Here is a 26326-nt window from a genome sequence, read left to right on the forward strand (position 1 = left end):
TAAATTGGATATAATTATCCTGTGAAAAACTGAATTACGCCCTTGGTGGCTGTAAAATTGAAGTAGTAAATTCTTTTTCTGTACCGTTTTGGTAGAAAAAATCTTGTGTAGAAAAGTAGGATGTATTAATATTTACGTCTACGAATTTAAAATTTATTGTACTAATGTGGCAACATTGACATATGCAAAAAGGAGAGCATAAGTCTGAACCTTGATGTTGATGATTACTGTCGGTTACCTGTGAAATTTCTGTTTGAACCTCATTATCAAGCGCAGTATAATCTTCGCAAGGTGCTAAATTAAGTGCTAAAATATAAATTGATAATATGAAGGTTAAATATTTCATTGTAGCAAAGATATAAATAAATTAATGCAATGGTTGTGCAAATAATAAAGCTCAACTAATAATTTTAGAAGAAGTGCTTTTTTATAAAAAAGCACTTCTTCTTTAAATAGTTTTATTGATTCATTTCCATAGAATGATCGTATTTACAACAACCAGGTAAACCCTCATAAGCATTTAAATCTCCTTCAACTTTTTCAGTATCATAACCAGAAGCTGCAATTGCTTTGTGAATTGATATTACATCTGTTTTACCTTCATCAAAAGACACTTTTATTTGCTTTTTATCTTTATCCCAATTTGCAGTTGCAACACCTTCAACATTATTTGTTGCTTTCTCAATTGTATTTTTACACATACCACAATTACCTCTTACACCAAAAGAAATCTCTTTCATTGCCATTTTACTAGAAGCTTCTATATTGTTTGTATTTGAATCCTTTTTACCCTCGTTTTTACAGCTAGTGAAAACTATTGCTATAATAACTACCATACTTAAAATTACTTTTTTCATTGTTTTAAATTTAATTATTAATTGACTTTATTACTCTAATATTTGTTTTACTTCACCACAGGATATCATTGCCTGACCATAATATGGATTGATTACTTTTTCTTCATTACTTAACCAATATGCTCCTTTATTATTATTTGCCATTGGGCAAAATTCTACAAAGACTTTTTTATTAATACCAAATAATTTAATTGTATTGATTAAATGTGAGGAAAGGTGTTTAAAATGGTCTCTTTGAACTTTGATATCTGAACTCTTTGAAATTGAATTGGCTGACGCTTTTATTTCTTTTTCTATAGTCATCCAATGATTATGTGCATTCTTATCTTTTAATTGTTTCATATCTACTTTAGATATATTTTCTAATATTATTTTTGATGTTAACATTGCATTATTAGCATCCTCATTAACCAATTCATCTTTTAATTTTATGTAACTATTAAATACTATTTCTATCTGATTTTGAAAAATCTTTGAAACTTTGATACGCTCATCCATTTTAGAATGGTCTTTTTTATTTGTTTTCGTAGTTTCCATTCCTAGATGCCCTTCGTGACCTGTCATTACTTTACCACCCACTTTATTCATCATCGATTTCTTACCTTGTAATTGTGCTGCTGCATCAATAGTGAAAACACCATTTGTTACTATTTCATCACCATTACTTAAGCCCTCTAAAACTTCATAATTATCACCTAGTTTTTTCCCTAACGTAATTTCACGCATTTCAAAAACTGGCTTTGATGTATCTGGTTTTATATAAACAACAGATCTTTTTCCTGTCCATAAAACAGCAGAAGAAGGTATGCTTACAGCATTATTATTGTTACCAGTTTTGTTTTTAATTTTAGCTTCAACAAACATTCCTGGTTTAAACTTATTCTTCTTATTATTTAAAACAACTCTTAATGTTACAGTTCTAGTTTTGGTATTTAAAATTGGGTCTATAAAATCTACTTTCCCATTAAACTCTTCATTAGCATAGGCATTTGTTGTAACCACAACTTCTTGCTCTTTCTTAAAGTTGTCTATTTGATTCTCATACACATCAAAATTACCCCAAACTGTACTTAGTTTTGAAATCTTTAAAAGTGGTTGCCCTTGTTTTATATAATCACCTTGCTCTACTAATTTTGCTGAAACTGTACCGGAAACTGTTGCATACACAGGGAAGTTCTTTATTACTTTACCTGAAGCTTCAATTTGGTTTATCTGCTTTTCATTTAGTTTCCAAAGTTTTAATTTATTCTTAACTGCCTTGTATAGCTCAGGTTGTGATTCTTTTAAATTAGCAGCCGTAATTAGTTCTTGTTGAGCAGCGTATAATTCTGGAGAATAAATAGTTGCCAAAAGTTGCCCCTTATTAATTTTTTCACCAGTAAAACTTACATTTAATTTCTCTATTCTTCCCGAGAAATAACTTACTTGAACAGCATTAGATTCTTCATTTTCTACAATTTTACCTGATAATTTTATAAAATTGTCTTTCTGATTACTATTACCAACCAATGAAGTTTGAATGTTTGCCAAAGCCATTGCATTATTTGATAACTTAAATTGATCTGCTAATAAACCTTCAGCACTACTTTCTGCAGGAATTAAATCCATACCACAAATTGGGCAATCTCCTGGTTCTGATTTCATAATTTGAGGATGCATTGAGCAGGTCCATTTTTGGTTTGTCTTTACAGTTTTATTATGATTGTGCTCAGATTCCTGAGTTGATGAATTACCAAATAGTATCCATCCTAATACTAGACCAATAGCTAATATTCCGATATAAATTGCGTATTTTTTCATTTCTAAATTGATTATTTATTTGTTTTTTTTAATATTTTTCTAATTGTAGGTGATGAGGTAAACCAGAGTAAAAACCCGCTTAAAACTGTGATTAATCCTAAAAGTGAAAAGACTCTTAAAACGATAGTATTAAAATTATCTCTACCCTCATAATCCATTGTGTGGGTCATCCATAAGAAATCAAACCATCTCCAACTTTGATGTCTAACTGTTTGAAATTTCCCATCTTTTATGGACACATATGCTTTTATGCTTTCATCATTTGCGTAAGAGATTACATAAGCTGGTAATAGTTTTTCTCTGTATTCGTGATGTTTTCCGGTTTCATCAATTAAATTGATATCTACTACTTCTAAACCATCTTTCATATAGTTTTTAGCAACAGACAAAGCTTCGTCTTTAGTAATATTAGTTTTTAAACTACCATCAATAGCATTGTATAATTGTTCTTTGTTAATCCAATAATATGGAGAATTATTAATGTCTCTCAGTTCTATTGTATTGATACCATTTTGAATTTTTAAATCTGATGGACTTATAAGATTATTAAATGCTTTTGATTGATACTCTAAATTTTTAAATTGGTCCCCGTGAATTTCGTCAATATCTGTCCAACTAAAATATAAACCACTAATCGTCCAAAATAAAAATTGAATACCTAAAAACAATCCTAAATAACGATGTGTCTTTCTAATTTTTAATGCGGCTTGTCTGTTTATCATTGTTATAATTTAATATTTCTTAACCTTAATGAGTTTACAATTACAGAAACAGAGCTAAAACTCATAGCTGCTGCTGCAATCATTGGTGATAGTAAAATTCCAAAAACTGGATATAATAAACCTGCTGCAACTGGCACTCCTAAAATGTTATAAATGAATGCAAAAAACAGGTTTTGTTTGATGTTTTTCATTACTGCTTTACCAAGGTTTGTTGCTTTAACAATACCTAGTAAATCACCTTTTACTAAAGTTACTTCACTACTTTCTATGGCTACATCTGTACCTGTTCCCATTGCTATACCAATATTAGCTTGTGCCAAAGCAGGAGCGTCATTAATACCATCACCAGCCATTGCAACTATTTTACCTTGAGATTGTAATTCTTTAATGACATTTAATTTGTCTTCGGGTAAACATTCTGCTTGAAAACTAGCCAAGTTTAATTGATCCGCAACATATTTTGCAGTACGTTTATTATCGCCAGTTAACATAATTACTTCAATACCTTGTCTTTGTAATTCGCTTATTGCTTGTTTACTGGTAGCTTTAATTGCATCTGTTATGGTAACATAACCCACTACAATTTGATTAATAGCTATGTAAGAAACTGTTTTTCCTTGTTCTTGTTCTGTAATAATTTTAGCATCAAATTCAGAAGTGATTTTTGCTTTTACTAATTCCATTAATTTTTTATTACCAAGAGCAATTTTTTTATTTCTAACTGTACCAATAACACCTTTACCCATTACAGCTTCAAAATCTTTTGATTCTAGCAGTTTTACACTTTTTGCTTTTGCAAAATTCACAATAGCTTCAGCCAAAGGATGCTCACTGTATTGGTTTAAGGAAGCAATGCCTTGTAATAAGTTTTCATCAAATGCTCCAGCAGTATTTATTACTTTTTCTACTGATGGTTTACCTTCTGTTATTGTTCCTGTTTTATCAGTAATTAACACATCTACTTTATTTAAATTTTCTAAAGCTTCAGCATTTTTGATTAAGACACCATTTTGTGCACCTTTACCCACACCTACCATTACTGACATTGGTGTTGCCAAACCTAAAGCACAAGGACACGCAATAATTAATACTGCAATAGAATTTACAAAAGCAAAAACCATTGCTGGTTCTGGTCCAAAATAACGCCAAATGATAAAAGTAATAGTGGCAACAAGAATAACTACTGGCACAAAATATTTAGATATTTTATCTGCTAATTTTTGGATTGGAGCTCTTGAACGACTTGCATTGTTTACCATATGGATAATTTGAGATAACAAGGTTTCTGACCCTACTTTTTCTGCAATCATCACAAAAGATTTTGTACCATTAATAGTACCTGAACTTACAGCATCATTTATTTTTTTATCCACAGGAATAGGTTCTCCAGTTATCATAGATTCATCTATATTACTCTGACCTTCTGTAATTTTACCATCTACCGGAATTTTATCTCCTGGTTTTACACGAAGTAAATCTCCTTTTTTAATACTATGAATTGAGATGATTTCGTCTCCTGATTCTGTAACTAAAGTCGCTTCTGTTGGTGCTAGTTTTAATAGTTCTTTAATCGCACCACTAGTTTGACTATGTGCTTTCGCCTCTAGTAATTGACCTAATAAAACTAATGTAAGAATTACTGTTGTCGCTTCAAAATAGACGAATACTGTACCACTTTCCGTTTTAAATTGATCTGGAAATACATCTGGAAAAAACATTGCGACTAAACTGAATAACCAAGCAACTCCTGTACCTATTCCAATAAGAGTAAACATATTTAGGTTCCAAGTTTTTATACTTTTATAGGCACGTTCGAAAAACATCCAACAAGTATAAAATACCACAGGAAGAGATAAAATTAATTGAATCCAATTCCAAGTAAATTGAGAAAACATTTTTGTTAATGGGTTTCCTGGGATTAAATCTGCCATTGCAATTATGAAAATAGGTACTGTAAATAGTACAGAAATTTTCATTTTGGTAAGCAATTTTAGGTAGGTTTTATCTTCTTCGTTTTCTGAAGGTTCTATTGCGACTAAATCCATTCCACAAATAGGACAATTTCCTGGTTTATCCTTTATAATTTCAGAATGCATAGGACACGTATATGCAGTTGTTACTTGTAGTTTTGGTTGTTCTACTAAATCCATCCCACAAACAGGGCAACCTACTTGAGAATTATAGGTTTTATCATCTTCACAATGCATAGGGCAATAAAAAACACCATTACCTTCTTCTATAAATTTCACTTCTTTATGCTTATTATGACCAGGCATTTCAATTGTATAATGTAACCCAGCATTCAATAAAGTTTCTTGTAATTTTTCTAAAGAAATATGTGAAGACATTTCTATAGCTACTGTTTTTTCTTTTAAAAATACTTCTACTTTTGTAATCTCTTTTAGAGTACTTAAAGCATTTTCTACATTGGTTTTACAACCATTGCAAGTCATTCCTTGTATATTATATGTATGTTTCATAATTTTAAAGTTTTACATTTTCATCATTTCTTCATCACCCATTTTCATTTCCATATGCATATTCCCATCTTTATCTGTATGAGATTTCATAAAAACAAATTGAAAAAGAAAAACAAGAACAATTCCTATACCCGCTACTATGAGTACAAAAGGATCGTTTACATATTTTAAATAAATGAATGCTGATAAAATAACGATATCCATAAATATTGCTATTATTGGAATAATTGGATTAAATTTCACTTCTTTTTTAAGGTACCTGAAAAGCCCCCAATGAATTGCAATATCCATTATTAGATAAAAGATAGCACCAATAGAAGCTATTCGAGTTAAGTCGAATAGAATTGTTAAAAGTATTGCCAAAGAAACCGTAAAAATTAGCGCAGGGTTTTTGAGATTTTTAATTCTATTTAGGTTAGGTACTTGTTTCATTTTACTTAACATTCCTAACATTCTTGAAGCAGAATAAACGCTAGCAATTACTCCAGAAACTGTAGCAATAATTGCAAGAAAAATAGTTAAAATAGAACCCCATTCGCCAAATATTGGTTTTGCAGCTGCTGCCAATGCATAATCTTTTGCTATAATAATTTCATCAATACTTAATGCACCTGCAACTGATAATGCTAAAATAACATAGATAATTGTACAAACTGCAATTGAAATAATTATAGAGCGACCAACATTTTTGTGTGGATTTTTAATATCTCCTCCTTGATTTGTAATCGTTGTAAACCCTTTAAAAGCAAGAATTGATAGTGCCAATGCAGCTACAAACCCAAATCCTTCGGGTAATGGTTGACTATTGGTTGGTATATAATTTCCTGTTATTGTAGGTAAGCCTGAAATAATCAATCCAGAAATTGCTAACAATGCAATACCCACTATTTTAATAATTGCAGTAAAAGTAGCAGTTGCTTCAATAATTTTATTACCAGAAATATTTATGATATAAGCTGTACCAATAAGAACTACACCTAATATGGATGCATAACCAGCATACTCTTGTGGAAATAAACGTAAAGTATAAGCGCCAAAAGTACCAGCAACTAAACTTTCTGCAACCACCATTGATATATACATTAATAGAGAGAAAGAACCAGCAGCAGTTCCAGGCCCATACGCTTTTGTTAAAAATTTTGCGACACCACCAGAAGATGGATAGGCATTTGAAAACTTAACATAAGAATAAGAACTAAAACCTACTACAACTGCACCTGCAATGAATGCGATTGGAAACAAATCACCTACTAATTCTGCAATTTGCCCCATTAACACGAATATACCAGCGCCAATCATTACTCCTGTACCTAACGAAACAGAGCCTAATAAAGATAGTTTTTGAGTATTTTCTTTTAACATTTTAAAGATGTGTTATGATTATCGGTTTTTTTGAATGGTTTGTCACGCTTTCTGCAATGCTTTTAGAAAAAACACTGAAAACACCATCCCTCATATGACTATTCATTGCAATTAAATCCACATCATTTGATTCTTCAAAATTTTCAATACCACCTAGTACAGTAGATGAATTATAAATATGCATTTCAAAATTTTCTAATTTTGGAAATTGTTTAACAAATTTCTTTATGGATTGTAATCCATTATTTATGTTATTAGAAATTGAATCTGTATTTATATGAAGTAAATGAATCTTAGCATTGATTTTTTTTGCTAGATTCAAAACCCTTTCAAAAGCACTAACCTCATCTAGGTTGAAGTCTGAAACAAAGACTATATTTTTAAAAGGGAATGTTACTTTTTCATCTTTCACAACCAAAATAGGCACGTGTGCTTTACGAATAATGTTTTGGACATTACTACCTAAAATTTCATTCAGAAAACCTTTTTCTGTTCCTTTACTACCAGTTATTATAAAATCGTGATGAAAATCGTGCGTATGTGTGGCGATAGCATTGTTATCTGAGATGAATTCTAAAAAAGTTCTAGAGGTTAACCCCTTATCTACTGCTTCTTTATCTAATCCTCTTAGGCTGTTTTTAGCTTTCCCAATTTTTTTAAGTATTTCTGGGTAATTATGTTCATCAGTTTTATTAAGTTTCACCCAATCTACTGGTGTATGTAGTTGGTGTAGAAAATGAATTTCAGCCTTGTAAAGAACAGCCATTTTTATTGCTAAATGTGCTGCTTTTTGACAGTTATCTGAAAAATCTGTTGGAACTAAAATGTTTTTCATAATCAATTAGATTTTTAGTTTTTTAAATGAGGTGTGAGAATGAATTATCTTCCATTTTCCATCTATTTTTTGCAATATTGATGTAGCTACTCCCTTACTTTTAATAGTTCGTTCTTTTGTGCTTTTGGTTTTATTAGCTTTTAAAACTATTGTGTAGATATAATTTTCAGTTGTAAAGGCGTATGGAGAATTTACAGTTGTCTGAATTGCATAATCAGAAAAAGTAAAACTTTTAAAATGTCCTAATTCTGGCCCCAAATGATGCGATATGTATTCTTTGTATGTACCCTCTAATTTTCCTTGCTCAAATATGATAGCATCTGGTGTAAAAAGTTCAAAAGTGCCTTCTGTTGTTAAATTTTGTATTGCATCTTTATAAGCTTTCATTACGGATTTTACTTCTTTTTTGTCTTTAATATTAGAAGTATCCTGTGCATTCGTAAGATTAACTGTTAAAAGGAAAAGAGTTAATAGAGTAATAAATTTAAGTACTTTCATAATTTAAGTTTTAAAAAGGATTATTTGTTTATATGGATTCTATTGATTTTTGAAATACCAAAAACTAAAACGAAAAAGCTTAAAACAACTTCTAAAATAACAATTAGTTTTCCTGCTATAGAAATGGGTACAATATCTCCATATCCAACAGAAGAAAAAGTTATAAAACTGAAATACAAAAACTCAAAAAATTGTAAGAAAAACGAGTTATTTGGAATCGTTTCAAATTTAAAATTTTCTGAATTTAATACATATAAAGCCTGATAATCTGCTGAAAATGATAGCACAATTAAAATAAATAAGATCCCAAATAAAGTAAGAACGTGAGTAAGTTGATGACTTTCTCCTATTATTTTGCTTAATTGTGTAAAAGTTAACTTTACAATAAAAATGGTTTTAAAAAATGCCAAACTAACAATTAAAAAAGGTAGAAATATACTGTCAGAATCTACAACAATCCATAAGGTATAACTTAAAGATGAAGCAATAACTATACTGGTAGTAAGTATTACTTTTTTAAATAGTTGTTTGTAAAAGTCTGTGCTTTTAGATTTTTCTACAGTGTTTTCTTTAGGCATTTTAATTTATTTATTAACTAAATAATTGAAGTACCAATGCACCACCAACTATTAAAAATAGTATTATATATACTATATAATTGAACCATTTTTTATATTAGACTTTTTTTCGGTGTCTTGAAAACCGTTTTTACAACATTCTTTCATTTTAATCTCTTATTAAAATAATACCCAAAAATGAGAGTTAGACCGTATCCAATCAACCAAAAAAAAATAAGACTTTCTCTCAAGTTCAAGTATCTTTTACTATTTTTTTATTTTTATAAATTATCTTTTAATTGGGCGATAAAATTGATTATTTCATTCGTTTCTTCGCTTGAGAATTTTGCATCTTTATGAATTAACGTGTAAGAATTTAATGGCATTTCTCCGCTTTCTATTTGTTTAATAATTGATCGTAATTTGCTGACTTTTCTCCGATTTGTTAAAGAACCCCATTCACTAAAATTTAATTCTTTTTTGCCATCTTTAATATGTTCTTCTAAAAACCAAGCAATTGGTTGTATTTTATTATACCAAGGGTATTTAGTGTTGTTACTATGGCAATCATAACAAGATACTTGCAACTTGTTTTTTATATTATTTGGCACATTATTTACCAACATAAAATCGGTTACTGGTACAATATCAGTTTGGTTGCGTTCTGTGGGTACAAATTGAATTCCCACAAAAGCGACCAATAAAATCAACAATATGATTTTAACAGTTTTCATTTAGTTAATTTCTCTTTGTACTTTTCCGCATTTTAGCATTTTGCTCCCATAATAAGGGTTACGCACTTCTTCATTCATACTTAACCAAGCACTTCCTTTATCGTACATTGGACAATATTGCTCATATAATTTATTAGAAGTACCAGTTATAGCAACTATATCTATCATGTCTTTACTTAAAACTTTAAAGTGCTCTCTTTGATGTGCTATCGGACTTTTAGAAATATGCTCTGCATGTTCTTTTGCATCTTTAATAATATCTTTTAATTCTAATTTTTGAGCATCAGTATATTTAGAAATATCTAAATTTTCTAATTTTTTTTCTAATGAAGCACCAAGTTCTTTTGCTTTTGCTTCATCATCAGAAACTAATGCATCTTTTAAATTAAAATAAGCGGTTAAAATTGCTTCAGAGTTTCCTTTTTCATTGCCATTCATAGTCATTTCTTTTTTCTCTCCATCATGATGGCCGTCACTATTATCATGCTTCATTTTTGAATGATTCTCTTCTTTTTTAATTTGTTCTTTCTTGTTGTTTTTACAAGAAACTGCTGTAAATGTTATTAACACTACTGCTAAAATTGCTGTTGTTGTTCTTACTGTTTTCATTTTTATTGGTTTTAAATTTATAATTGATTTATTACTATTCATTCTTAAAATCGTAATGACAATCCACCACCTGCACCAAAACGATTGTCGTAACTCGCCATTAAAGAGAAATTTCTTGATAGCATATATTCTGCTCCTGCGCTCCAAACTGTTTCTGAAGTGAAATCTTTATTTGTTGGTAAAGTGTCAACAAAACCTAAATCTATTTGATATTCATAATAACCGAAAACAGACAGTTTAGGAAAAATCATTATACTTCTTCCTAATCCAATTCTTGGTCTTAATTTATTATCTACTCTAACATCTAAATTGAATAAGTAAGGTGTTAAATAACGAAGACCAACAACTGCTGTAGTATTTAATTTATCTAAACTACCACGTGTTTCATTTTCTATATTTACCCCACCAAATACTCTTAAATAATCGTGTAGATAGCGTTCATAAGTAAATTCTCCTTCCAAATTTTTGTTCCATCCGTATTCGAAAGATGCATTAAATTGATTTCTTAAATTAGATGTTGTTAAGTTAATTGCTGTGTTATTTGAAGCAATATCTGCCAATCCCCAAGAATACCATTTATCTGTTTCTGCGATAATTTTTGAAGCTGGAAATTCATCCATTCGTGGGTCTCTTGGTGTGTCATAAGACATTACTCTTGCCATACCACCCATCATATGGTAAAGAATATGGCAGTGGAAAAACCAGTCGCCAGCTTCATCGCCATTATTTCCATAAAACTCTAAAGTTACTTTTTGCATTGGTGGCACATTTACTGTGTGCTTTAATGGTGAATAATCTCCATTTTCATTCAATACTCTAAAAAAGTGACCGTGTAAATGCATTGGATGGTGCATCATTGTAAGGTTATTGAACGTAATTCTTGTTACCTCTTTATTATTTATTTTGATATTATCAGCTTCAGATAACGGAACACCATTCATACTCCAGATATAACGATTCATATTTCCTGTAAGGTTCAATAGAACTTCTTTTACAGGAACATTTTTATCGTAGTTGGTTTTCTCTGGCGACTTCAAATAATCGTAATTATATTCAGCAAATAAATCCATTTCTTCCATTTTCATTGCTGGCATAGTATTCTCTTTTTTCATACCCATTCCTGTCATATTAGAATGGTTCATTTTACTCATTGCTATTGTGTCTTTTGGTTTGTTCATATCCATCCCAGACATTTTGGAATGATCCATCTTCATTTCTCTATCCATTTTCATTCCTTTCATTTTATCCATCTGCATACCATATTCATCCTTCATTTTAAAACGTTCATCTTTATTTGGACGATATTTTAATGCGTGTGCACCCATTTTCATATCCATTTTAGCCATTTTTATCATCATTCCAATTTTGTCTGGCTTCGGAATTTCTTGTGCTTTTAAAACTTTACCAGTACCCAAAAATGCGGATGCTGTTCCAGAACCATCTTGTGCTGTAATTCTGAATTCTATTTTTCCTTCAACTGGAATGGTTACAATAAAATCATAAGCTTCTGCAATGGCTATAAATGTTTTATTCTTTTTAACAGGTACGACATCTAATCCATCCGCAGAAACTAATAGTGGATCTTGACCACCAAAGGTCATCCAAAAAGAAGTTGAAGCCCCTCCATCAATAATTCGTAATCTTACTTTTTCTCCTGGCTTAAATTCTGGGTACTCAATGCTTTCTTCTCCATTAATTAAAAAATCTGGGTAATATAAATCTGCTATATCTGCTCCTTGCATACGTTGTCTCCAAAAATTAAGCTGTGCACCAAATGCACCACGAGCTATGACTTTATTTAGCGGTGTAGATGTACCTTTTTTAATACCATACCATTCATTACCTCGTTTTAAATTTCGAAGCACGCTCATTGGTTTTTCATTTGTCCAATCAGATAACATCAAGACTAACTCCTTGTCATAGTCTAAGACTTTTTCTTTAGGTTGAATAACAATGGAACCATAAACACCACTTTGTTCTTGTAACATCGTGTGAGAATGATACCAATAAGTACCAGATTGTTTTATTAGAAATTCGTATTTCTGTGTATGCCCAGGTTCTATAGGTGGTGTATTTAAGTATGGAACACCATCATAAAAATTTGGCAATAAAAGGCCGTGCCAATGCACAGAGGTTTCTACACTCATTTCATTTTTTACATAAATAACAGCATATTCTCCTTCTGTAAACTCTAAAGTTGGACCAGGAATTGTTCCGTTTACAGTCATTCCCATAACGTCTTTACCAGCTTTATTTACAGTTGCTTCACGCAAAGTTATTGTGTGTTCTCTTACTGGAAGGTTATTTATATTTCCTTCTGTTGCTTGTTTCTCTTGAGCAAAAACAATGGTAGTTAAAGCAATAAGAAAAATTGAAATTATTTTAGTTTTCATTTTATTATTCATTATTATAAGTAATCAAAGTTACTACAGAACAAAAAGGTGTATTATTCTAATTATGGTTCATATTTATACAATTTGGTCTAAAGGTTTTCTATTCCAAGTTTGTAATTTTTTATAATCTGTCATTGTAATTCCTGTGCTATTTTTAAATTGTTTAGCCAAATGACTGCTATTTTTATAATTTAAACTGTATGCTATTTCAGAGAAATTTAATTGATTTAACTGTATGTATTCTTTTACTTTTTCAATTTTAAGGTTTATAAAATATTTCTCAAGTGTTATGCCTTCGGATTTACTAAAAGACTTACTCAAAAAAGAATAGGTTTTCCCCAATTCATTTGCTAATTCAGAAAGTATATAATCTGTATCATTTATATCTATATGCTTAATAAGTGCAATTTTAATTTTTTCAATCAGTTCTACAGAAGTCTCTTTTATAAGTTCAAAACCTTCTTTTTTTAATGCTCCTTCAAGTTTGATAAAATTGTTGTTTATATTTTCTTCAAATACTACTTTACCAAGTTCTATAGATAAAACCTGAAACCCTTCATTATTAAATGTTTGACTAACAACTGTTTTACAACGATTACAAACCATATTTTTTATATTTAATGTTTGCATCATCTTAATTTGTTAAATAATTAATAATTGTTGATTGTATGTAATATTTTCTAATAGACTCTACTTGATTTAGTTGAAACTTTAATTGCAATTCCTGAATGTCTAAAACATCATTGAAATCTATTTTTCCTGTTTCGTAGCTCTTCATTAGAATGTCCTGAGCATTTTTTGCTTGTTTTAAATTTTTTGATTGTGTTTTGTAACTAATACGAGCTGAAACTCTATCATTAACAGCTTTATCTAAACGAGTTATAAGTTTATTAAGACGTTCTTGCTTTTGTGATAATATCTCTTCCTGTTGTAATAGATTTTGTTTTGTTTTCGATTTGTATTTGTTGTTGAATATTGGAATTGATATAGACACCATTGGCATTATAATATCTTTACCATTGTCGCCAAAATCTAAATTTGGGCGTTTTTCTACATTTATATAATCTAATCCAAAACCAATCATTGGACTGCTCTCTTTTTGGTTTAACAATTCAGATTGTTCTACAGAATAATAAAGCTTATCGAATTTTAATAACTCTGGATGTAACTCCAAAACTTTCGAATTATCCTCAAAAGATTCTGAAGGAATTGTTAACTCATTAATAACAGTAACTTTTACTGCTTTCTCACGATTTAAGAGTTTGTTAAAAACAGTCTGTTCTGCAATAAATTGTTGAATCAAAACATCTAGTAATTGCTGCAATTCGTTTTGACGCATTTGTAATCTTAAAACATCAACTACAGAAGCATTACCAACTTCAACCGATGTTAAAGCTAATGTTTCGTAGGTTTTTAATAATTCTATATTTTCTATCAATACTTTTTGTTTCGCTTTGTTAGCATACAAATTGTAATACGATTGTGATACAGAAGTCATTAATTTGCGCTTTGCAATTACAATATCTTCATACTTTGCTTTGGCTAATGAACCTACATAATTCTCACGAGCAGCAATCGTGTTAAACCAAGGTATCATTTGCTTTGCAGATACCTTAAAGCGTTGAGCACCTGTTCTTGTTTCTGGTTCACTAACAAAATAACCTACACCAAATTCAGTATTCGGAATTGTATTCACTTCATTTATTTTTTCTGAAGCAATTTTATACCTCAATTCAAATTTTTGAATTTCTGGATTATTGGCCAATGCTATTTCTATAAGGCTTTCTAACTGTTGTGCTTTTACAGACACAGAAACAAATAGAACGAATATTAAAATTTTTATATGTTTCATTTTGCTGATTTTTTAAGTTGAATTTCAGCTTTCCAGCTGTATAGTACAGGAACAACAAATAAGGTAATTAGAGCAATTAACATTCCTCCAAAACTTGGAATAGCCATAGGAATCATAATATCACTACCACGACCTGTTGAGGTTAAAACGGGTAATAATGCTAAGATTGTTGTAGCTGTAGTCATCAAACAAGGTCTGATTCTTTTTTCTCCAGCTTCTACAATAGATGCTCTAATTTCTTTTTTGTTTTTAGGTGTATCTCTATCAAAAATTTGAGTTAGGTATGTTGCCATTACAACACCATCATCCGTAGCAATACCAAACAGGGCTATAAAACCTACCCAAACGGCTACACTCAAATTAATTGGGTGCATTTGGAATAGTTCTCGTAGATTCTCACCAAAAAAATTAAAGTTTAAAAACCAACCTTGACCATATAGCCATATCATTATAAAACCACCTGCAAAAGCAACTGCAATACCTGTAAAAACCATTAAAGATGTTCCGACTGAACGAAACTGGAAATACAAAATCAGAAATATAATTGCTAACGCAAGAGGAACAACTACAGACAATGTTTCTTCTGCTCTTAATTGATTTTCATAGGTTCCTGTGAATTTGTAGTTAATACCTTTTGGTACAATTAGCTCACCATTATCTATTTTTTCTTGAATTAGTGCTTGTGCATTTTCTACTACGTTTACCTCTGCAAAACCATCTAACTTGTCAAATAAAACATAACCTACCAAAAAAGTATCTTCACTTTTAATTACTTGTGGTCCTTGTTCATATCTAATAGTAGCAACTTCACTTAATGGAATAGAACTTCCTTTTGCAACAGGTATGTAAATTTGTTTTAAATCTTCTGGATTGCCACGTAATTCTCTAGGATATCGAACACGAATACCATAACGTTCTCTACCTTCAACAGTTTGGGTTAATACCATACCACCAACAGCTACTTTAAGAACGTTTTGGACTTCTTCAATAGTAATACCATAACGTGCTATTTTCTCTCTATCTATATCAATCAATAAATAAGGTTTACCAACAATACGATCTGCAAAAACGGCTTCTTGTTTAACACCTTCAGCTTGCTTTAAAATATCTTCCAATTGAATGCCAAAATCTTCAATTTGTTTTAAATCTTGCCCTTTTACTTTTATTCCCATTGGTGCACGCATACCAGTTTGTAACATTACCAAACGTGTTTCAATAGGTTGTAATTTTGGAGCAGAAGTAACACCAGGAAGTTTTGTTACTCTAACAATTTCTTTCCAAATATCATCAGGTGATTCAATTTTTGGACGCCAGTTTCTATAAAATTCCCCATCATTATCTTCAACTAATTGAGAGCTTTTAATACTACTGAAAGTAGTATTCTCAGAATTGTTTGGGTTTGCTATGAATTGACCATTTTTTAAAGCGAATAAACCTTCTTCATTTACTTTATATCGTTGTCTTTTTCCGTTCTCATTCAATGCGTATTCTGATTTGTATTGAATAACGTTTTCATACATTGATAATGGAGCAGGGTCTAAAGCAGATTCTGTTCTACCTGATTTACCAACAACCGTTTTTATTTCTGGAATAGTTGCAACAGCCATATCTAATTGTTGCAATACTCTTTTATTCTCTTCAACACCAGAATGAGGCATTGAAGTTGGCATTAAAAGAAATGAACCTTCATTTAATGATGGCATAAATTCTTTACCTGTATTTTTCATAATGAAAACACCTGCAATTACGATAGCAGTAGGAACAGATAAGAATAATAATTTATGATCTAAACACCACTTTAAAATACGGGTATAAAACTTTATGAATAATGAGAAAAGACCTAGTAAACCAAAACAAATAATACTTACAAAAATGAGGTTCCAAAAGATACTTTTATCAACTCCTAATGGTCTCCAATATTCTGCTAATAGAATTACAATTGCTGAAACAGAAATAATGATATTAACAAGGTTTGCTTTCTTTTCATTTATTTTTTCTTGAAGTTTTAAAACTCCAGTAATTCCAAACCCTATTAAGATAATTCCTAACCAATAGCCATATAACATCGCTATAAAACCGACAATTATTAGGATGCTATTTACTATATAATTAAAACTCTTTTTCACGGTTTTCTTTCTGAATAAAAATGCTGCAAAAGGTGGAATTAAAAATAAGGCAACAATTATAGAAGCCGTTAAAGCAAAGGTTTTTGTAAATGCTAATGGTCGGAAAAGTTTTCCTTCTGCACCAATCATTGTAAATACAGGTATGAAACTGATAATTGTTGTCATTACTGCTGTAATAATCGCACCAGAAACTTCTGCGGTTGCATTATAAACAACTGTATTTATGGGTAGTGTTCCATCATCTTCATCTAGGTGACGAATAATATTTTCTGAAAGTATGACGCCGACATCAACCATCGTTCCAATAGCAATTGCAATACCTGAAAGTGCTACAATATTTGCATCTACATTAAAAAGTTTCATCGCAATAAATACCATTAACACAGCAACAGGAAGTAGGCCAGATATTAGAATTGAAGCTCGAAGATTAAAAACCATAATCATAATCACCAAAATTGTTATTAGAATTTCTAATGTTAAAGCTTCGTTTAACGTTCCTAAGGTTTCTTGGATTAGTTCTGTTCTATCATAAAATGGAACAATAGTTACTTGTGAGGTTCTACCATCTGCTAACACTTTAGAAGGTAAACCTGCACTTAATTCGTTAATTTTTTCTTTAACGTTATTAATAACTTCCATAGGATTTGCTCCATACCTTGCTACTACAACAGCACCAACAACCTCAGCACCTTCCTTGTCTAATAATCCTCTACGAGTTGCAGGACCTAAGGAAACTTTTCCTATATCTTTAATTTTTATAGCCGTAAAGTTTTCTGAAGTTACTACTGCATTTTCAATATCTGAGATTGATTTTACATAGCCTAAACCACGAACTAAATATTCAGCTTGATTGATTTCTAACGTTTGAGCACCAATATCTTTATTACTTTGTTTTACAGCTTTTACCACTTGACTTAAAGTGATATTATACTGTCTCATTAATTCAGGATTGACATCAACTTGATATTCCTTTACATATCCTCCAATAGAAGCTACTTCAGAAACTCCACTGGCAGATGATAAAGCATATTTTACATAGTAGTCTTGAATACTACGTAACTCTTGTAAATCCCAACCACCAGTAACATTTCCTTTTTCATCACGACCCTCCAAGGTGTACCAAAATATTTGACCTAAACCTGTTGCATCTGGACCCAAAGCAGGGTTTACACCTTCGGGTAATAATCCGCTAGGTAATGAATTTAGTTTTTCTAGAATTCGACTTCGACTCCAGTAAAACTCAATATCTTCTTCAAAAATGATATAGATACTAGAGAAGCCAAACATAGAAGAGCTACGTATGGTTTTTACTCCTGGTATACCTAATAATGAAGTTGTTAGTGGATAGGTAATTTGGTCTTCAATATCTTGGGGAGAACGACCATCCCATTTGGTAAATACTATTTGTTGATTTTCGCCAATATCGGGAATGGCATCAACAGCAACAGGGTTACTTGGTAAAAATCCTGTGTCCCAATTAAAAGGCGCATTTACAGTTCCCCATCCTATAAAAAGAATAAGTAATAGAACTGCTACGAGTTTATTTTCTATTAAAAATTTTATACTTTTATTTATCATTTGTTTTGATAATTAAACAATTAGACAATGGTGTTTGGAAAAAACACCGAATACAACAAATTATCCTTATAACTATGCAGTTATAGGACAATACGGTCTATTGTTTAAAAATCAAATTAAATAACTCTCGTCAATCTTGTAGATTTGATTCGTGACGATAGGTGGGACGTATTCTTCAAAAGAAGATACATTTTTATCTAAACCTTCAAATAAGTTTATATAAGAATAAATGAATGAAGCAATAAACACTTTTTGCTCAAAAGAAATTTTATCTACTGAAGATTGAAGTTCATCTTGAGCATTTTTTACAATTTGTTGATCACTGCAACAGTCTATTTTTAAACTGGAACAATCAGACAAAGAAGATGTGTTTTGAACTTCCATACCACAAGAAGTGGCTTTTTCAAAAATAGCTGTATCCACAAGGGTATCACCACAATAATGTTTTGTGATTGCAAATGAAGTTGTAGAAAATAAAACTACAAACGACATTAAAATAGCTAATATTTTATGAGAAAATTCTTTCATTCTAACCACAAAGGTACAATAATGAAATAAAAAAGATTAAATTTTATGTTAAAAAAAAGAACAACTCACTTTGTTTGACTATTTATTGATTTTGAGACTTGTAATCTTTATACACTGATTTTTCTAATTTATTTCTTAATGAAGCCATATCATCACTAACTTTTCTTTCGATAACTTTAGCATAAATTTGAGTAGTAGCAATTTTAGTATGTCCTAATAATTTTGAAACAGTTTCTATTGGAACACCATTGCTTAAGGTAATAGTAGTGGCAAAAGTATGTCTAGCAATATGGAATGTAAGGTTTTTCTTTATTCTACATAAATCTGCAATTTCTTTCAAATAAGAATTTAATTTTTGATTTGAAATGTTAGGAAATAGCGTTCTAGTTTTCTTAGTTTTAATGTGACCATTATATTTGTTAATTAACATTTCTGCTATTGGTAGTAGAGGTATTTTTACTTTATTATGTGTTTTTTGTCTGTAAGTAATAATCCACCTACCACCATCTATTCCTAAAGCAATATTATCCTCATTTAATTGCATAACATCAATATATGATAAGCCAGTATAACAACTAAAAATAAACAAATCTTTGACTAGGGTTAATCTTTCTATGCTAAATTCTTTTTCTATAATATCTTGCAGCTCATCTTCTCTTAAAAATTCACGTTCATTTTTAATATAAGTAGGCTTGAACTTTATGAAAGGGTCTTTTTCAATCCATTCCATTTTATAAGCTAATGTTACCATTTTACGAAGTCTTTGAATATGTTTCATAACTGTATTGTTTTCCATTTGTTTTTGATGGTCTTCAGGAGCATAAGAGCGAAGGAACTTTTCAAAGTCAACTATAAAACGATACGTTAATTGTGATAAATAGACATCTTGAATTTTCCTTTTCTTTGTTAAAAATAACTTGATGTATTTTTGAGTTGTAAAGTAATTTTTTAAAGTACCGTAGGTTAAAGATTCACTCATTTGGGTGTTATGATAATCAACTAATGTTAGTAATGAGTATTCTTCATTATCTTCTCCTAAAAAACGAGCTTTGATACTTTGAGAACAAATGAAAGCTTTTTCTTTTACTAATTCTTGATGGGCTTCATAGATTCTATTTTTTACATTATCTAAATAACGATTTAATAATCGAGAATCTTGTTTAGTTCCCCTAGCTCTTCCTTTGTTAGAATTCCATTCAGAAACTGTTACTTTTCTTTTTAGGCTAATATTAGCTCTTTTACCATTTACTGTTATTCTTGCGTAAACTGAAACAAGATTATTTTTAGCACGTGAAGCATTAACCCAGAATAATAGGTTGAAATTGGTTTGTGGTTGCATAGTTGTCGTCTTTTAATTAAACATTCATTTAAGACGAAAGTCAAATCAACTATTTCAATTACAGATTTTTAAGTTTTCATTCGGTTCACACTTTTGGTTTTTAAAAGTGTGAACCGAATTGTTAACCGAATTAAATCATTTTGATTCAATTCTTATGATAGCCTAAAAACTACAAAACCTTGTAAATCATACGATTTACAAGGTTTTAGTTTCTATTGGTATTACTTTTAGTCGGGGTGGCAGGATTCGAACCTGCGACCTCCTCGTCCCAAACGAGGCGCGATGACCGGGCTACGCTACACCCCGAAAATAGTCATCAATTTAAGGACTGCAAAGATAGAATAATATTTATATATTGTATTAAATTTTTATAATTTAATTTCGATTTAAAATGAAATATTCTTATCTCTTATTAATCAGTTTTTTAATGTTGTTTTCTTCTTGTTATTCACAAGAATCAAAAGATAAAACCTATGAAATTATTATTACGGATATCGATATTCCATGGGGATTTACTTTCTTGCCAGACAATTCAATATTAATTACTGAAAAAGAAGGACATTTAATTCATTTTAAAGATGGAAAAAAGATTGAAATTAAAGGAATGCCAGAAGTTACGTTGCGTGGTCAAGGAGGTTTGTTAGATATAGAATTGCATCCAAATTTTAAAGAAAATAATCGAGTTTATTTTACATATGCTTCCTCTGAAGGTGAAGGAAAAGGAGCAAATACTGCTTTAATGAGTGCCGAATTGAAGGATAATAAACTCATCAACAAAAAAGTTTTATACAAAGCAACACCAAATAGTAGAAAGGGACAACATTTTGGCTCTCGAATTGTTTTTGATGCACAAAATCGTGTGTATTTTAGTGTTGGAGATAGAGGAAATAGAGATGAGAATCCGCAAGATATTACCAGAGATGGTGGTAAAATTTATAGATTAAATGACGATGGAACAATTCCTGAAGACAATCCGTTTGTAAATGAAGAGAATGCTAAAAAAGCAATTTTTAGTTACGGACATAGGAATCCTCAAGGAATGGAAATAAATCCGTTTACGAACGAAATTTGGTCTCATGAACATGGTCCAAAAGGTGGTGATGAAATAAATATTATAAAAAAAGGAAAAAATTATGGTTGGCCAGTAATTAGTTATGGAGTTAATTATTCAGGATCAAAATTTACAGAAATCACTAAAAAAGAAGGCATGGAACAACCTTTACATTATTGGACACCATCGATTGCGCCAAGTGGAATGGCTTTTGTAAATTCTGATAAATATCCGAATTGGAAAGGTAATTTATTAGTTGGCTCACTAAAGTTTCAATATATTTCTAACTGTACATTAAAAGACGGAAAAGTGATAAACGAAGAGAAAATTTTAGAAGGATTGGGAAGAGTTCGTTCTTTGGAGCAAGGTAATGATGGCTATTTATATGCTGGAATTGAAGGTGTTGGAATTGTAAGAATTAATCCGTAATATTTATAAAATGAAGAATAATTTTCTTTTAGCATTTGTTTGTTTAATTTTTTTAAGCCTAATTATAGGTGGTAGTTCTTGTAAAAATGTATCTAAAGAAGAGCAAGAGTTAGTGTTTAAACAGAGTATAAAAAGAGGGAAAATGATTTATGCTGATATGTGTAAAGTTTGTCATTTACCATCTGGAGAAGGCAAGGTTAAAATATATCCACCCTTGGCAAAATCAGACTATTTAATGGAAAATAGAGAAGCTAGTATTCGTGCAGTTAAATATGGAATGAAAGGTAAAATAACTGTTAATGGTATTCGGTATAATAAAAGAATGTCTAAACCAGGTTTAGACAATGATGAGGTTGCAGATGTAATGAATTATATTACCAATTCTTGGGGAAATAAAAACGATAAAATGATTACTGAAAAAGAAGTCGAAAAAATTTCTAAAGAGTAATTTACTTCATTATAAACAATCTATAAGTTTTTGTTATTAACTAATTATAATTATTCATAGGGAAAAGTGGCATAAATAAATCTAAAAATATAGATTTGTAATCAAATTTTTCAATACTAATTATGTCAGAAAATATAGAAAAAATAAAATGCTTAATTATTGGTTCAGGACCTGCAGGTTACACAGCGGCTATTTATGCAGCAAGAGCAGATATGAAACCAGTAATGTATACAGGAATGCAAATGGGAGGTCAATTAACAACGACTACAGAAGTTGATAATTTTCCAGGTTATGCTGAAGGTACAGATGGAACTGCCATGATGGAAGATCTAAAAAAACAAGCAGAACGTTTTGGAACAGAAGTTCGTTTTGGATTGGTTACAAAAGTAGATTTAAGCGAAGAAGTTGGTGGAATTCACAAAATTATTGTGGACGAAAACAAACATATTGAGGCAGAAACTGTAATTATTTCTACAGGAGCAACTGCAAAATATTTAGGATTAGAAAGTGAACAACGTTTAATTGGTGGAGGTGTTTCTGCATGTGCAACTTGCGACGGATTTTTCTATAAAGGACAAGATGTAGTAGTGGTTGGAGCAGGAGATACTGCTGCAGAAGAAGCAACTTATTTAGCAAACATTTGTAGTAAAGTAACCATTTTGGTTCGTAAAGATTATATGAAAGCATCTAAAGCGATGCAGCATAGAGTAAATAAAACTAAAAATATTGAAGTTTTATATAATACTGAAATAGACGAAGTTTTAGGTACAAATGTAGTGGAAGGTGTTAGAGCAATAAATAACCAGACAAAAGAAACGCATGATATTCCTGTAACTGGAGTTTTTATTGCGATTGGACATACACCAAATTCCGACTTGTTTAAAGGAGTTTTAGATATGGACGAAACAGGTTATTTAATTACGAAAGGAAAAACGACAAAAACGAATTTACCAGGAGTTTTTGCTGCTGGAGATATCCAAGATAAAGAATACAGACAAGCAGTAACTGCAGCAGGTACAGGTTGTATGGCTGCTTTAGATGCAGAACGTTATTTAGGAGCTTTGGAGTAGGTTTCTTAAACTTGAAAGCAATAAAAAAAGAGATTACTTTTAAAGTAATCTCTTTTTTTATTTGAGTAATTTCTATTCAATAGAAATTTATAATTAAGCGTTTACAGAAGCTTTCATAGATTTTCTGTAAGTAAAAGAATTAAAAATATTTCTTTTACCGAAGTTATTCATAGATTTTGCATTTACAAATTTTCCGAATAAAATTTTACTTACACCAAAGTATTCGTAAGAATTTCCATCTGTAAAAGTAACTTCTAACAACATGCTTTTATGATGCCAATCTGCTACTTGAAACTCTGTAATTGTCTTTTTGTAAGCATCTAAATTTGCTTCTTTTGTTTCAGGAGCAATACTTACTAAAAAGTGGTAACCATCAATAATTTCTGTACTTTTAATTTCTGCTTCCTCTTTTTTGTCTTCTTCTAAAAATTTATCAGGATGCCATTCTTTAACTAAACCTCTGTAGGTTTTTTTAAGATCTTTTAAATCGATAGCTCCTTCTACGTTAAAAAGTTTTTTGTATTGTTTTATGCGCTTCATTTCGTTGTTTTCAAATTGCGTGCAAAAGTACTGATAAAAAAGAGATTAGCTATTTATTTTTTAGATAGTTTTATAAAAACGTACGAAAAGAAGAAAAAGAAAATAATATCGTTAATTCCGTAAATAGAATAGAAGATTCCAGCCATTATATCTTCGTCGAAAATTGGAGAAACATCATTCTTTAATCTCCAAAGAGCCCAAATAATCGCATAAATTAGTTTTTCAACAGCAAAAACAGCCACCAACCATTTTACTTTCGAATAACTTTTAGCTACAGAAATATAAGCAAAACCCCAAACAATAATCATTAATAAACCAAAATTAGACATTACTACATTGTCGTATTTCGGAATAAATTCGTTCGTAAAAAATCTTGATAGGATTAAAACAGCAACAATATTCGACAATCCAGATAAAATAAAACCTTTTGTAATGGTATTTTTCATAGTTAAAATTTTAAAATATTGATTTTATTCTAAAAATGAATCATAATTTTCAATCGCTTTAATAATCAATTTTACAGCATCTACATAAAAATCTTGGTTGATGTTTTCAAAAGTATCAGTTGCTTTATGATAATCTTTATGGTCTTCTACACCAAAATAAATAAACGGAATTTTCTCTTTATGAAAAATTCTGTGATCAGAAGAAAACGTCCAATCGTCTTTTGATTTATCAGTAGGGTTGTCATGTCCGAACAACAAAGTTATTGGAGATTCTATATTTTGAAGCGGTTCTTTCAACTGCGGATAATGATGCAAACCAGATGCATATAATTGCAAAGAATCGTTATGAGCTATCATATCCATATTAATATTTAAAACGATATTTTGTTTGTCAGTATAGTTTTTTAAGAAATAATCTGCACCTAAAGAACCAATTTCTTCAGCATCTACAGCAGCAAAAACCAACGTATGTTTTGGTTTGTTTTTTTTGAAATAAGAAGCAATTGCAAACAAAGCAGCAGTTCCAGAAGCATCGTCATCTGCGCCATTGTAAATTTCTCCATTTTTAACGCCTAAATGATCTAAATGCCCAGTAATTACTATTGTTTTGTCAATTTTTCCAGAAATTTTTCCAATTACATTTCCACCAATAACTGTTGTGTCAGAAATGTTTTCTGCATCTTTTTCAATTCCAGCTATTGGAAACATTCTCAATCTTCTTTTACCTGAAAATGTATAAGGAAACTCTTGAATGTAAGAATCGTCAAACATTTTTTCTAAACTTATTTCTTCGAATCTTTTAGCGATAAATTTTTGAGCTTTGTAATTTCCAGCTTTAGAGAAACCTCTTCCTTCCAAAGAATCGTGAGATAAGATTTTAATGCTTTCTAAAAGCATATCTTTATCAAATTGATTGTTTTTAGGTGAATTACAGCCAATAAATATGGTTGTAAATAAAGTTAGTAACAAGAATTTAGTTTTCATAATTATTTTATTTTAAACGAAGATAAATGTTTTATATAATTTATTTTGATAAAATTATAAACCTAATTTTTTTCTTTCTTGGGTATCTGCAACTCCATTTTTACTCCAATAAGCAGATTGTATTGTCTTTATCTTTTCAGCTTTGGTCGTTAACGTTTTTCCTCTTCTTTTTGAAGTTTCTTCCCAACTTTCAATAATAAATGGAAATTCTTTAGTAGCTTTTATAGTTAAGGTTCTTTCTAATTCAAGATAATTAATTGAATACACAATAAAACCTTCTTTTTCATCTAAAGAAGTTTCGGCTTTATAGGCTTTTATTTTTTGATGATTCAAAGCTAAAAACTCAAAAGAGGGAATTATATCAAATTTTCCAATGGGTAAATTCTTCGGATTTATTCGTAAAACATTCCACAATTCATTTTCTAAAATATTTTTTTCCAGAGACAATTTTCTATCAGCATTACTTTCGAAATACGAGTGAAAATCAATTTTAAATTGTTCTCTGTTATTCAATTGAACAAAAGTATTTCCACACCATTCTTGTGCAGAAAAAGTAATTTTAATCGCATTTTCGTTTGTGTTGATAGGAGAGAAGGTACTTGTCATTAAAGAATATGGATAAATTCCTGTTACATATTTTTTAGTGCTATTCAGTTTTAGAATTGGTATATTTTTATCATTTCTATTATCTGCTTTCACTTGTTTTTCAGGCAGAAAATCTTCCGTAACAAAAATGTTTACAGCTGTTCCTTCATGGATTTCTCCATACCTATTTTGCGATAATTTATAAGAAGTTATTTCTGCTTTTCCTTGATACCAATAGTTGTTAAATTTTGAATGCTTTTGAGCAACTTCTACAGATTTTGTAGTCGTTTTTTTAGGTTCCATATTATTACAAAAAACGAATAATAATGTGGTTGCAAAAATTGGAAGTGCTATTTTTAGTGAAAGTTTCATCGTATAATATTTAAAGTACTAATTTACAATAATAAAGAAAGGATTAGAAGATAGATTTTTATTAATTTTCATTTGAAAATCTACTTAAAAGAAAAGACTTTCATTATTTACAATGAAAGTCTTTCAGAAAT

The 26326-nt window shown here is 30.2% G+C and carries 24 protein-coding genes and 1 tRNA gene; 3 read left to right on the forward strand and 22 right to left on the reverse strand.

All coding sequences use genetic code 11. The features are described from left to right. Positions 1 to 34 precede the first annotated feature (34 nt). From H9W90_RS15510 to H9W90_RS01805, 18 genes are all read right to left on the reverse strand, one after another. On the reverse strand, positions 35 to 346 hold the full coding sequence (locus tag H9W90_RS15510; RefSeq protein ID WP_367890063.1) for a DUF6660 family protein: 312 nt from the start codon (positions 344 to 346) through the stop codon (positions 35 to 37). A gap of 112 nt (positions 347 to 458) precedes the next feature. Continuing rightward, a complete protein-coding gene (locus H9W90_RS01725; RefSeq protein WP_187482760.1) occupies positions 459 to 857 on the reverse strand; it encodes a heavy-metal-associated domain-containing protein in 399 nt (132 codons plus the stop codon). A gap of 30 nt (positions 858 to 887) precedes the next feature. Next, positions 888 to 2657, reverse strand: coding sequence for an efflux RND transporter periplasmic adaptor subunit (locus H9W90_RS01730; RefSeq protein ID WP_187482761.1), 1770 nt, complete (start codon positions 2655 to 2657; stop codon positions 888 to 890). Positions 2658 to 2668: 11 nt separating this feature from the next. Then, on the reverse strand, positions 2669 to 3379 hold the full coding sequence (locus H9W90_RS01735) for a PepSY domain-containing protein (RefSeq protein ID WP_187482762.1): 711 nt from the start codon (positions 3377 to 3379) through the stop codon (positions 2669 to 2671). Between the two features lie 2 nt (positions 3380 to 3381). Next, positions 3382 to 5859, reverse strand: a complete 2478-nt coding sequence (locus H9W90_RS01740) for a heavy metal translocating P-type ATPase (RefSeq protein ID WP_187482763.1) — start codon at positions 5857 to 5859, stop codon at positions 3382 to 3384. A gap of 12 nt (positions 5860 to 5871) precedes the next feature. Then, a complete protein-coding gene (locus H9W90_RS01745; RefSeq protein ID WP_187482764.1) occupies positions 5872 to 7221 on the reverse strand; it encodes an APC family permease in 1350 nt (449 codons plus the stop codon). A gap of 1 nt (position 7222) precedes the next feature. Continuing rightward, complete coding sequence (locus H9W90_RS01750) at positions 7223 to 8056, reverse strand: universal stress protein (RefSeq protein ID WP_187482765.1); 834 nt, start codon at positions 8054 to 8056, stop codon at positions 7223 to 7225. A 6-nt stretch (positions 8057 to 8062) separates the two neighbouring features. Beyond that, positions 8063 to 8554: a YybH family protein gene (locus tag H9W90_RS01755; protein ID WP_187482766.1), complete on the reverse strand. Its 492-nt coding sequence runs from the start codon at positions 8552 to 8554 to the stop codon at positions 8063 to 8065. A 20-nt stretch (positions 8555 to 8574) separates the two neighbouring features. Further along, a complete protein-coding gene (locus H9W90_RS01760; RefSeq protein WP_187482767.1) occupies positions 8575 to 9132 on the reverse strand; it encodes a potassium channel family protein in 558 nt (185 codons plus the stop codon). A gap of 260 nt (positions 9133 to 9392) precedes the next feature. Beyond that, positions 9393 to 9845: a heme-binding domain-containing protein gene (locus tag H9W90_RS01765; protein ID WP_187482768.1), complete on the reverse strand. Its 453-nt coding sequence runs from the start codon at positions 9843 to 9845 to the stop codon at positions 9393 to 9395. Further along, positions 9846 to 10454: a DUF3347 domain-containing protein gene (locus H9W90_RS01770; protein ID WP_187482769.1), complete on the reverse strand. Its 609-nt coding sequence runs from the start codon at positions 10452 to 10454 to the stop codon at positions 9846 to 9848. A gap of 44 nt (positions 10455 to 10498) precedes the next feature. Further along, positions 10499 to 12847 (reverse strand): multicopper oxidase domain-containing protein, encoded by a 2349-nt coding sequence (locus H9W90_RS01775; protein WP_187482770.1) that lies wholly within the window; start codon positions 12845 to 12847, stop codon positions 10499 to 10501. 75 nt (positions 12848 to 12922) lie between these two features. Beyond that, positions 12923 to 13480, reverse strand: coding sequence for a helix-turn-helix domain-containing protein (locus tag H9W90_RS01780; protein ID WP_187482771.1), 558 nt, complete (start codon positions 13478 to 13480; stop codon positions 12923 to 12925). 1 nt (position 13481) lies between these two features. After that, positions 13482 to 14699, reverse strand: coding sequence for a TolC family protein (locus H9W90_RS01785; RefSeq protein ID WP_187482772.1), 1218 nt, complete (start codon positions 14697 to 14699; stop codon positions 13482 to 13484). After that, positions 14696 to 18403: an efflux RND transporter permease subunit gene (locus H9W90_RS01790; protein WP_187482773.1), complete on the reverse strand. Its 3708-nt coding sequence runs from the start codon at positions 18401 to 18403 to the stop codon at positions 14696 to 14698. The genes H9W90_RS01785 and H9W90_RS01790 overlap by 4 nt, the downstream gene beginning before the upstream one ends. A 111-nt stretch (positions 18404 to 18514) precedes the next feature. Then, the gene (locus H9W90_RS01795; RefSeq protein ID WP_187482774.1) at positions 18515 to 18931 is read right to left on the reverse strand and encodes an HYC_CC_PP family protein; all 417 of its coding nucleotides are present in this window, start codon (positions 18929 to 18931) and stop codon (positions 18515 to 18517) included. 82 nt (positions 18932 to 19013) lie between these two features. Further along, on the reverse strand, positions 19014 to 20270 hold the full coding sequence (locus H9W90_RS01800) for a site-specific integrase (RefSeq protein WP_088353011.1): 1257 nt from the start codon (positions 20268 to 20270) through the stop codon (positions 19014 to 19016). Between the two features lie 231 nt (positions 20271 to 20501). Then, a tRNA-Pro gene (locus H9W90_RS01805) sits at positions 20502 to 20576 on the reverse strand. A gap of 85 nt (positions 20577 to 20661) precedes the next feature. On the opposite strand from H9W90_RS01805, the gene H9W90_RS01810 reads away from it, so the two are divergent. The 3 genes from H9W90_RS01810 (at position 20662) to trxB (ending at position 23268) form a co-directional block, all read left to right on the forward strand. Continuing rightward, positions 20662 to 21750: a PQQ-dependent sugar dehydrogenase gene (locus H9W90_RS01810; RefSeq protein ID WP_187482775.1), complete on the forward strand. Its 1089-nt coding sequence runs from the start codon at positions 20662 to 20664 to the stop codon at positions 21748 to 21750. 10 nt (positions 21751 to 21760) lie between these two features. Further along, positions 21761 to 22198: a c-type cytochrome gene (locus H9W90_RS01815; RefSeq protein ID WP_187482776.1), complete on the forward strand. Its 438-nt coding sequence runs from the start codon at positions 21761 to 21763 to the stop codon at positions 22196 to 22198. A gap of 122 nt (positions 22199 to 22320) precedes the next feature. Further along, positions 22321 to 23268 carry a thioredoxin-disulfide reductase gene (gene trxB / locus H9W90_RS01820; RefSeq protein WP_187482777.1) on the forward strand — a complete coding sequence of 316 codons (948 nt, stop codon included), beginning with the start codon at positions 22321 to 22323 and terminating at the stop codon, positions 23266 to 23268. 93 nt (positions 23269 to 23361) lie between these two features. On the opposite strand, the gene H9W90_RS01825 is transcribed toward trxB, so the two are convergent. From H9W90_RS01825 to H9W90_RS01840, 4 genes are read right to left on the reverse strand one after another with little or no spacing between them, the layout of a single operon-like run. Then, positions 23362 to 23808: a KTSC domain-containing protein gene (locus H9W90_RS01825; protein WP_088353130.1), complete on the reverse strand. Its 447-nt coding sequence runs from the start codon at positions 23806 to 23808 to the stop codon at positions 23362 to 23364. Between the two features lie 53 nt (positions 23809 to 23861). Further along, positions 23862 to 24254: a hypothetical protein gene (locus H9W90_RS01830; RefSeq protein WP_187482778.1), complete on the reverse strand. Its 393-nt coding sequence runs from the start codon at positions 24252 to 24254 to the stop codon at positions 23862 to 23864. 24 nt (positions 24255 to 24278) lie between these two features. After that, a complete protein-coding gene (locus H9W90_RS01835) occupies positions 24279 to 25238 on the reverse strand; it encodes a M20/M25/M40 family metallo-hydrolase (protein ID WP_187482779.1) in 960 nt (319 codons plus the stop codon). Between the two features lie 54 nt (positions 25239 to 25292). Continuing rightward, positions 25293 to 26195 carry a septum formation inhibitor Maf gene (locus H9W90_RS01840; protein WP_187482780.1) on the reverse strand — a complete coding sequence of 301 codons (903 nt, stop codon included), beginning with the start codon at positions 26193 to 26195 and terminating at the stop codon, positions 25293 to 25295. Positions 26196 to 26326 lie beyond the last annotated feature (131 nt).

It is taken from the genome of Polaribacter pectinis (genome assembly GCF_014352875.1).
Classification (GTDB): domain Bacteria; phylum Bacteroidota; class Bacteroidia; order Flavobacteriales; family Flavobacteriaceae; genus Polaribacter; species Polaribacter pectinis.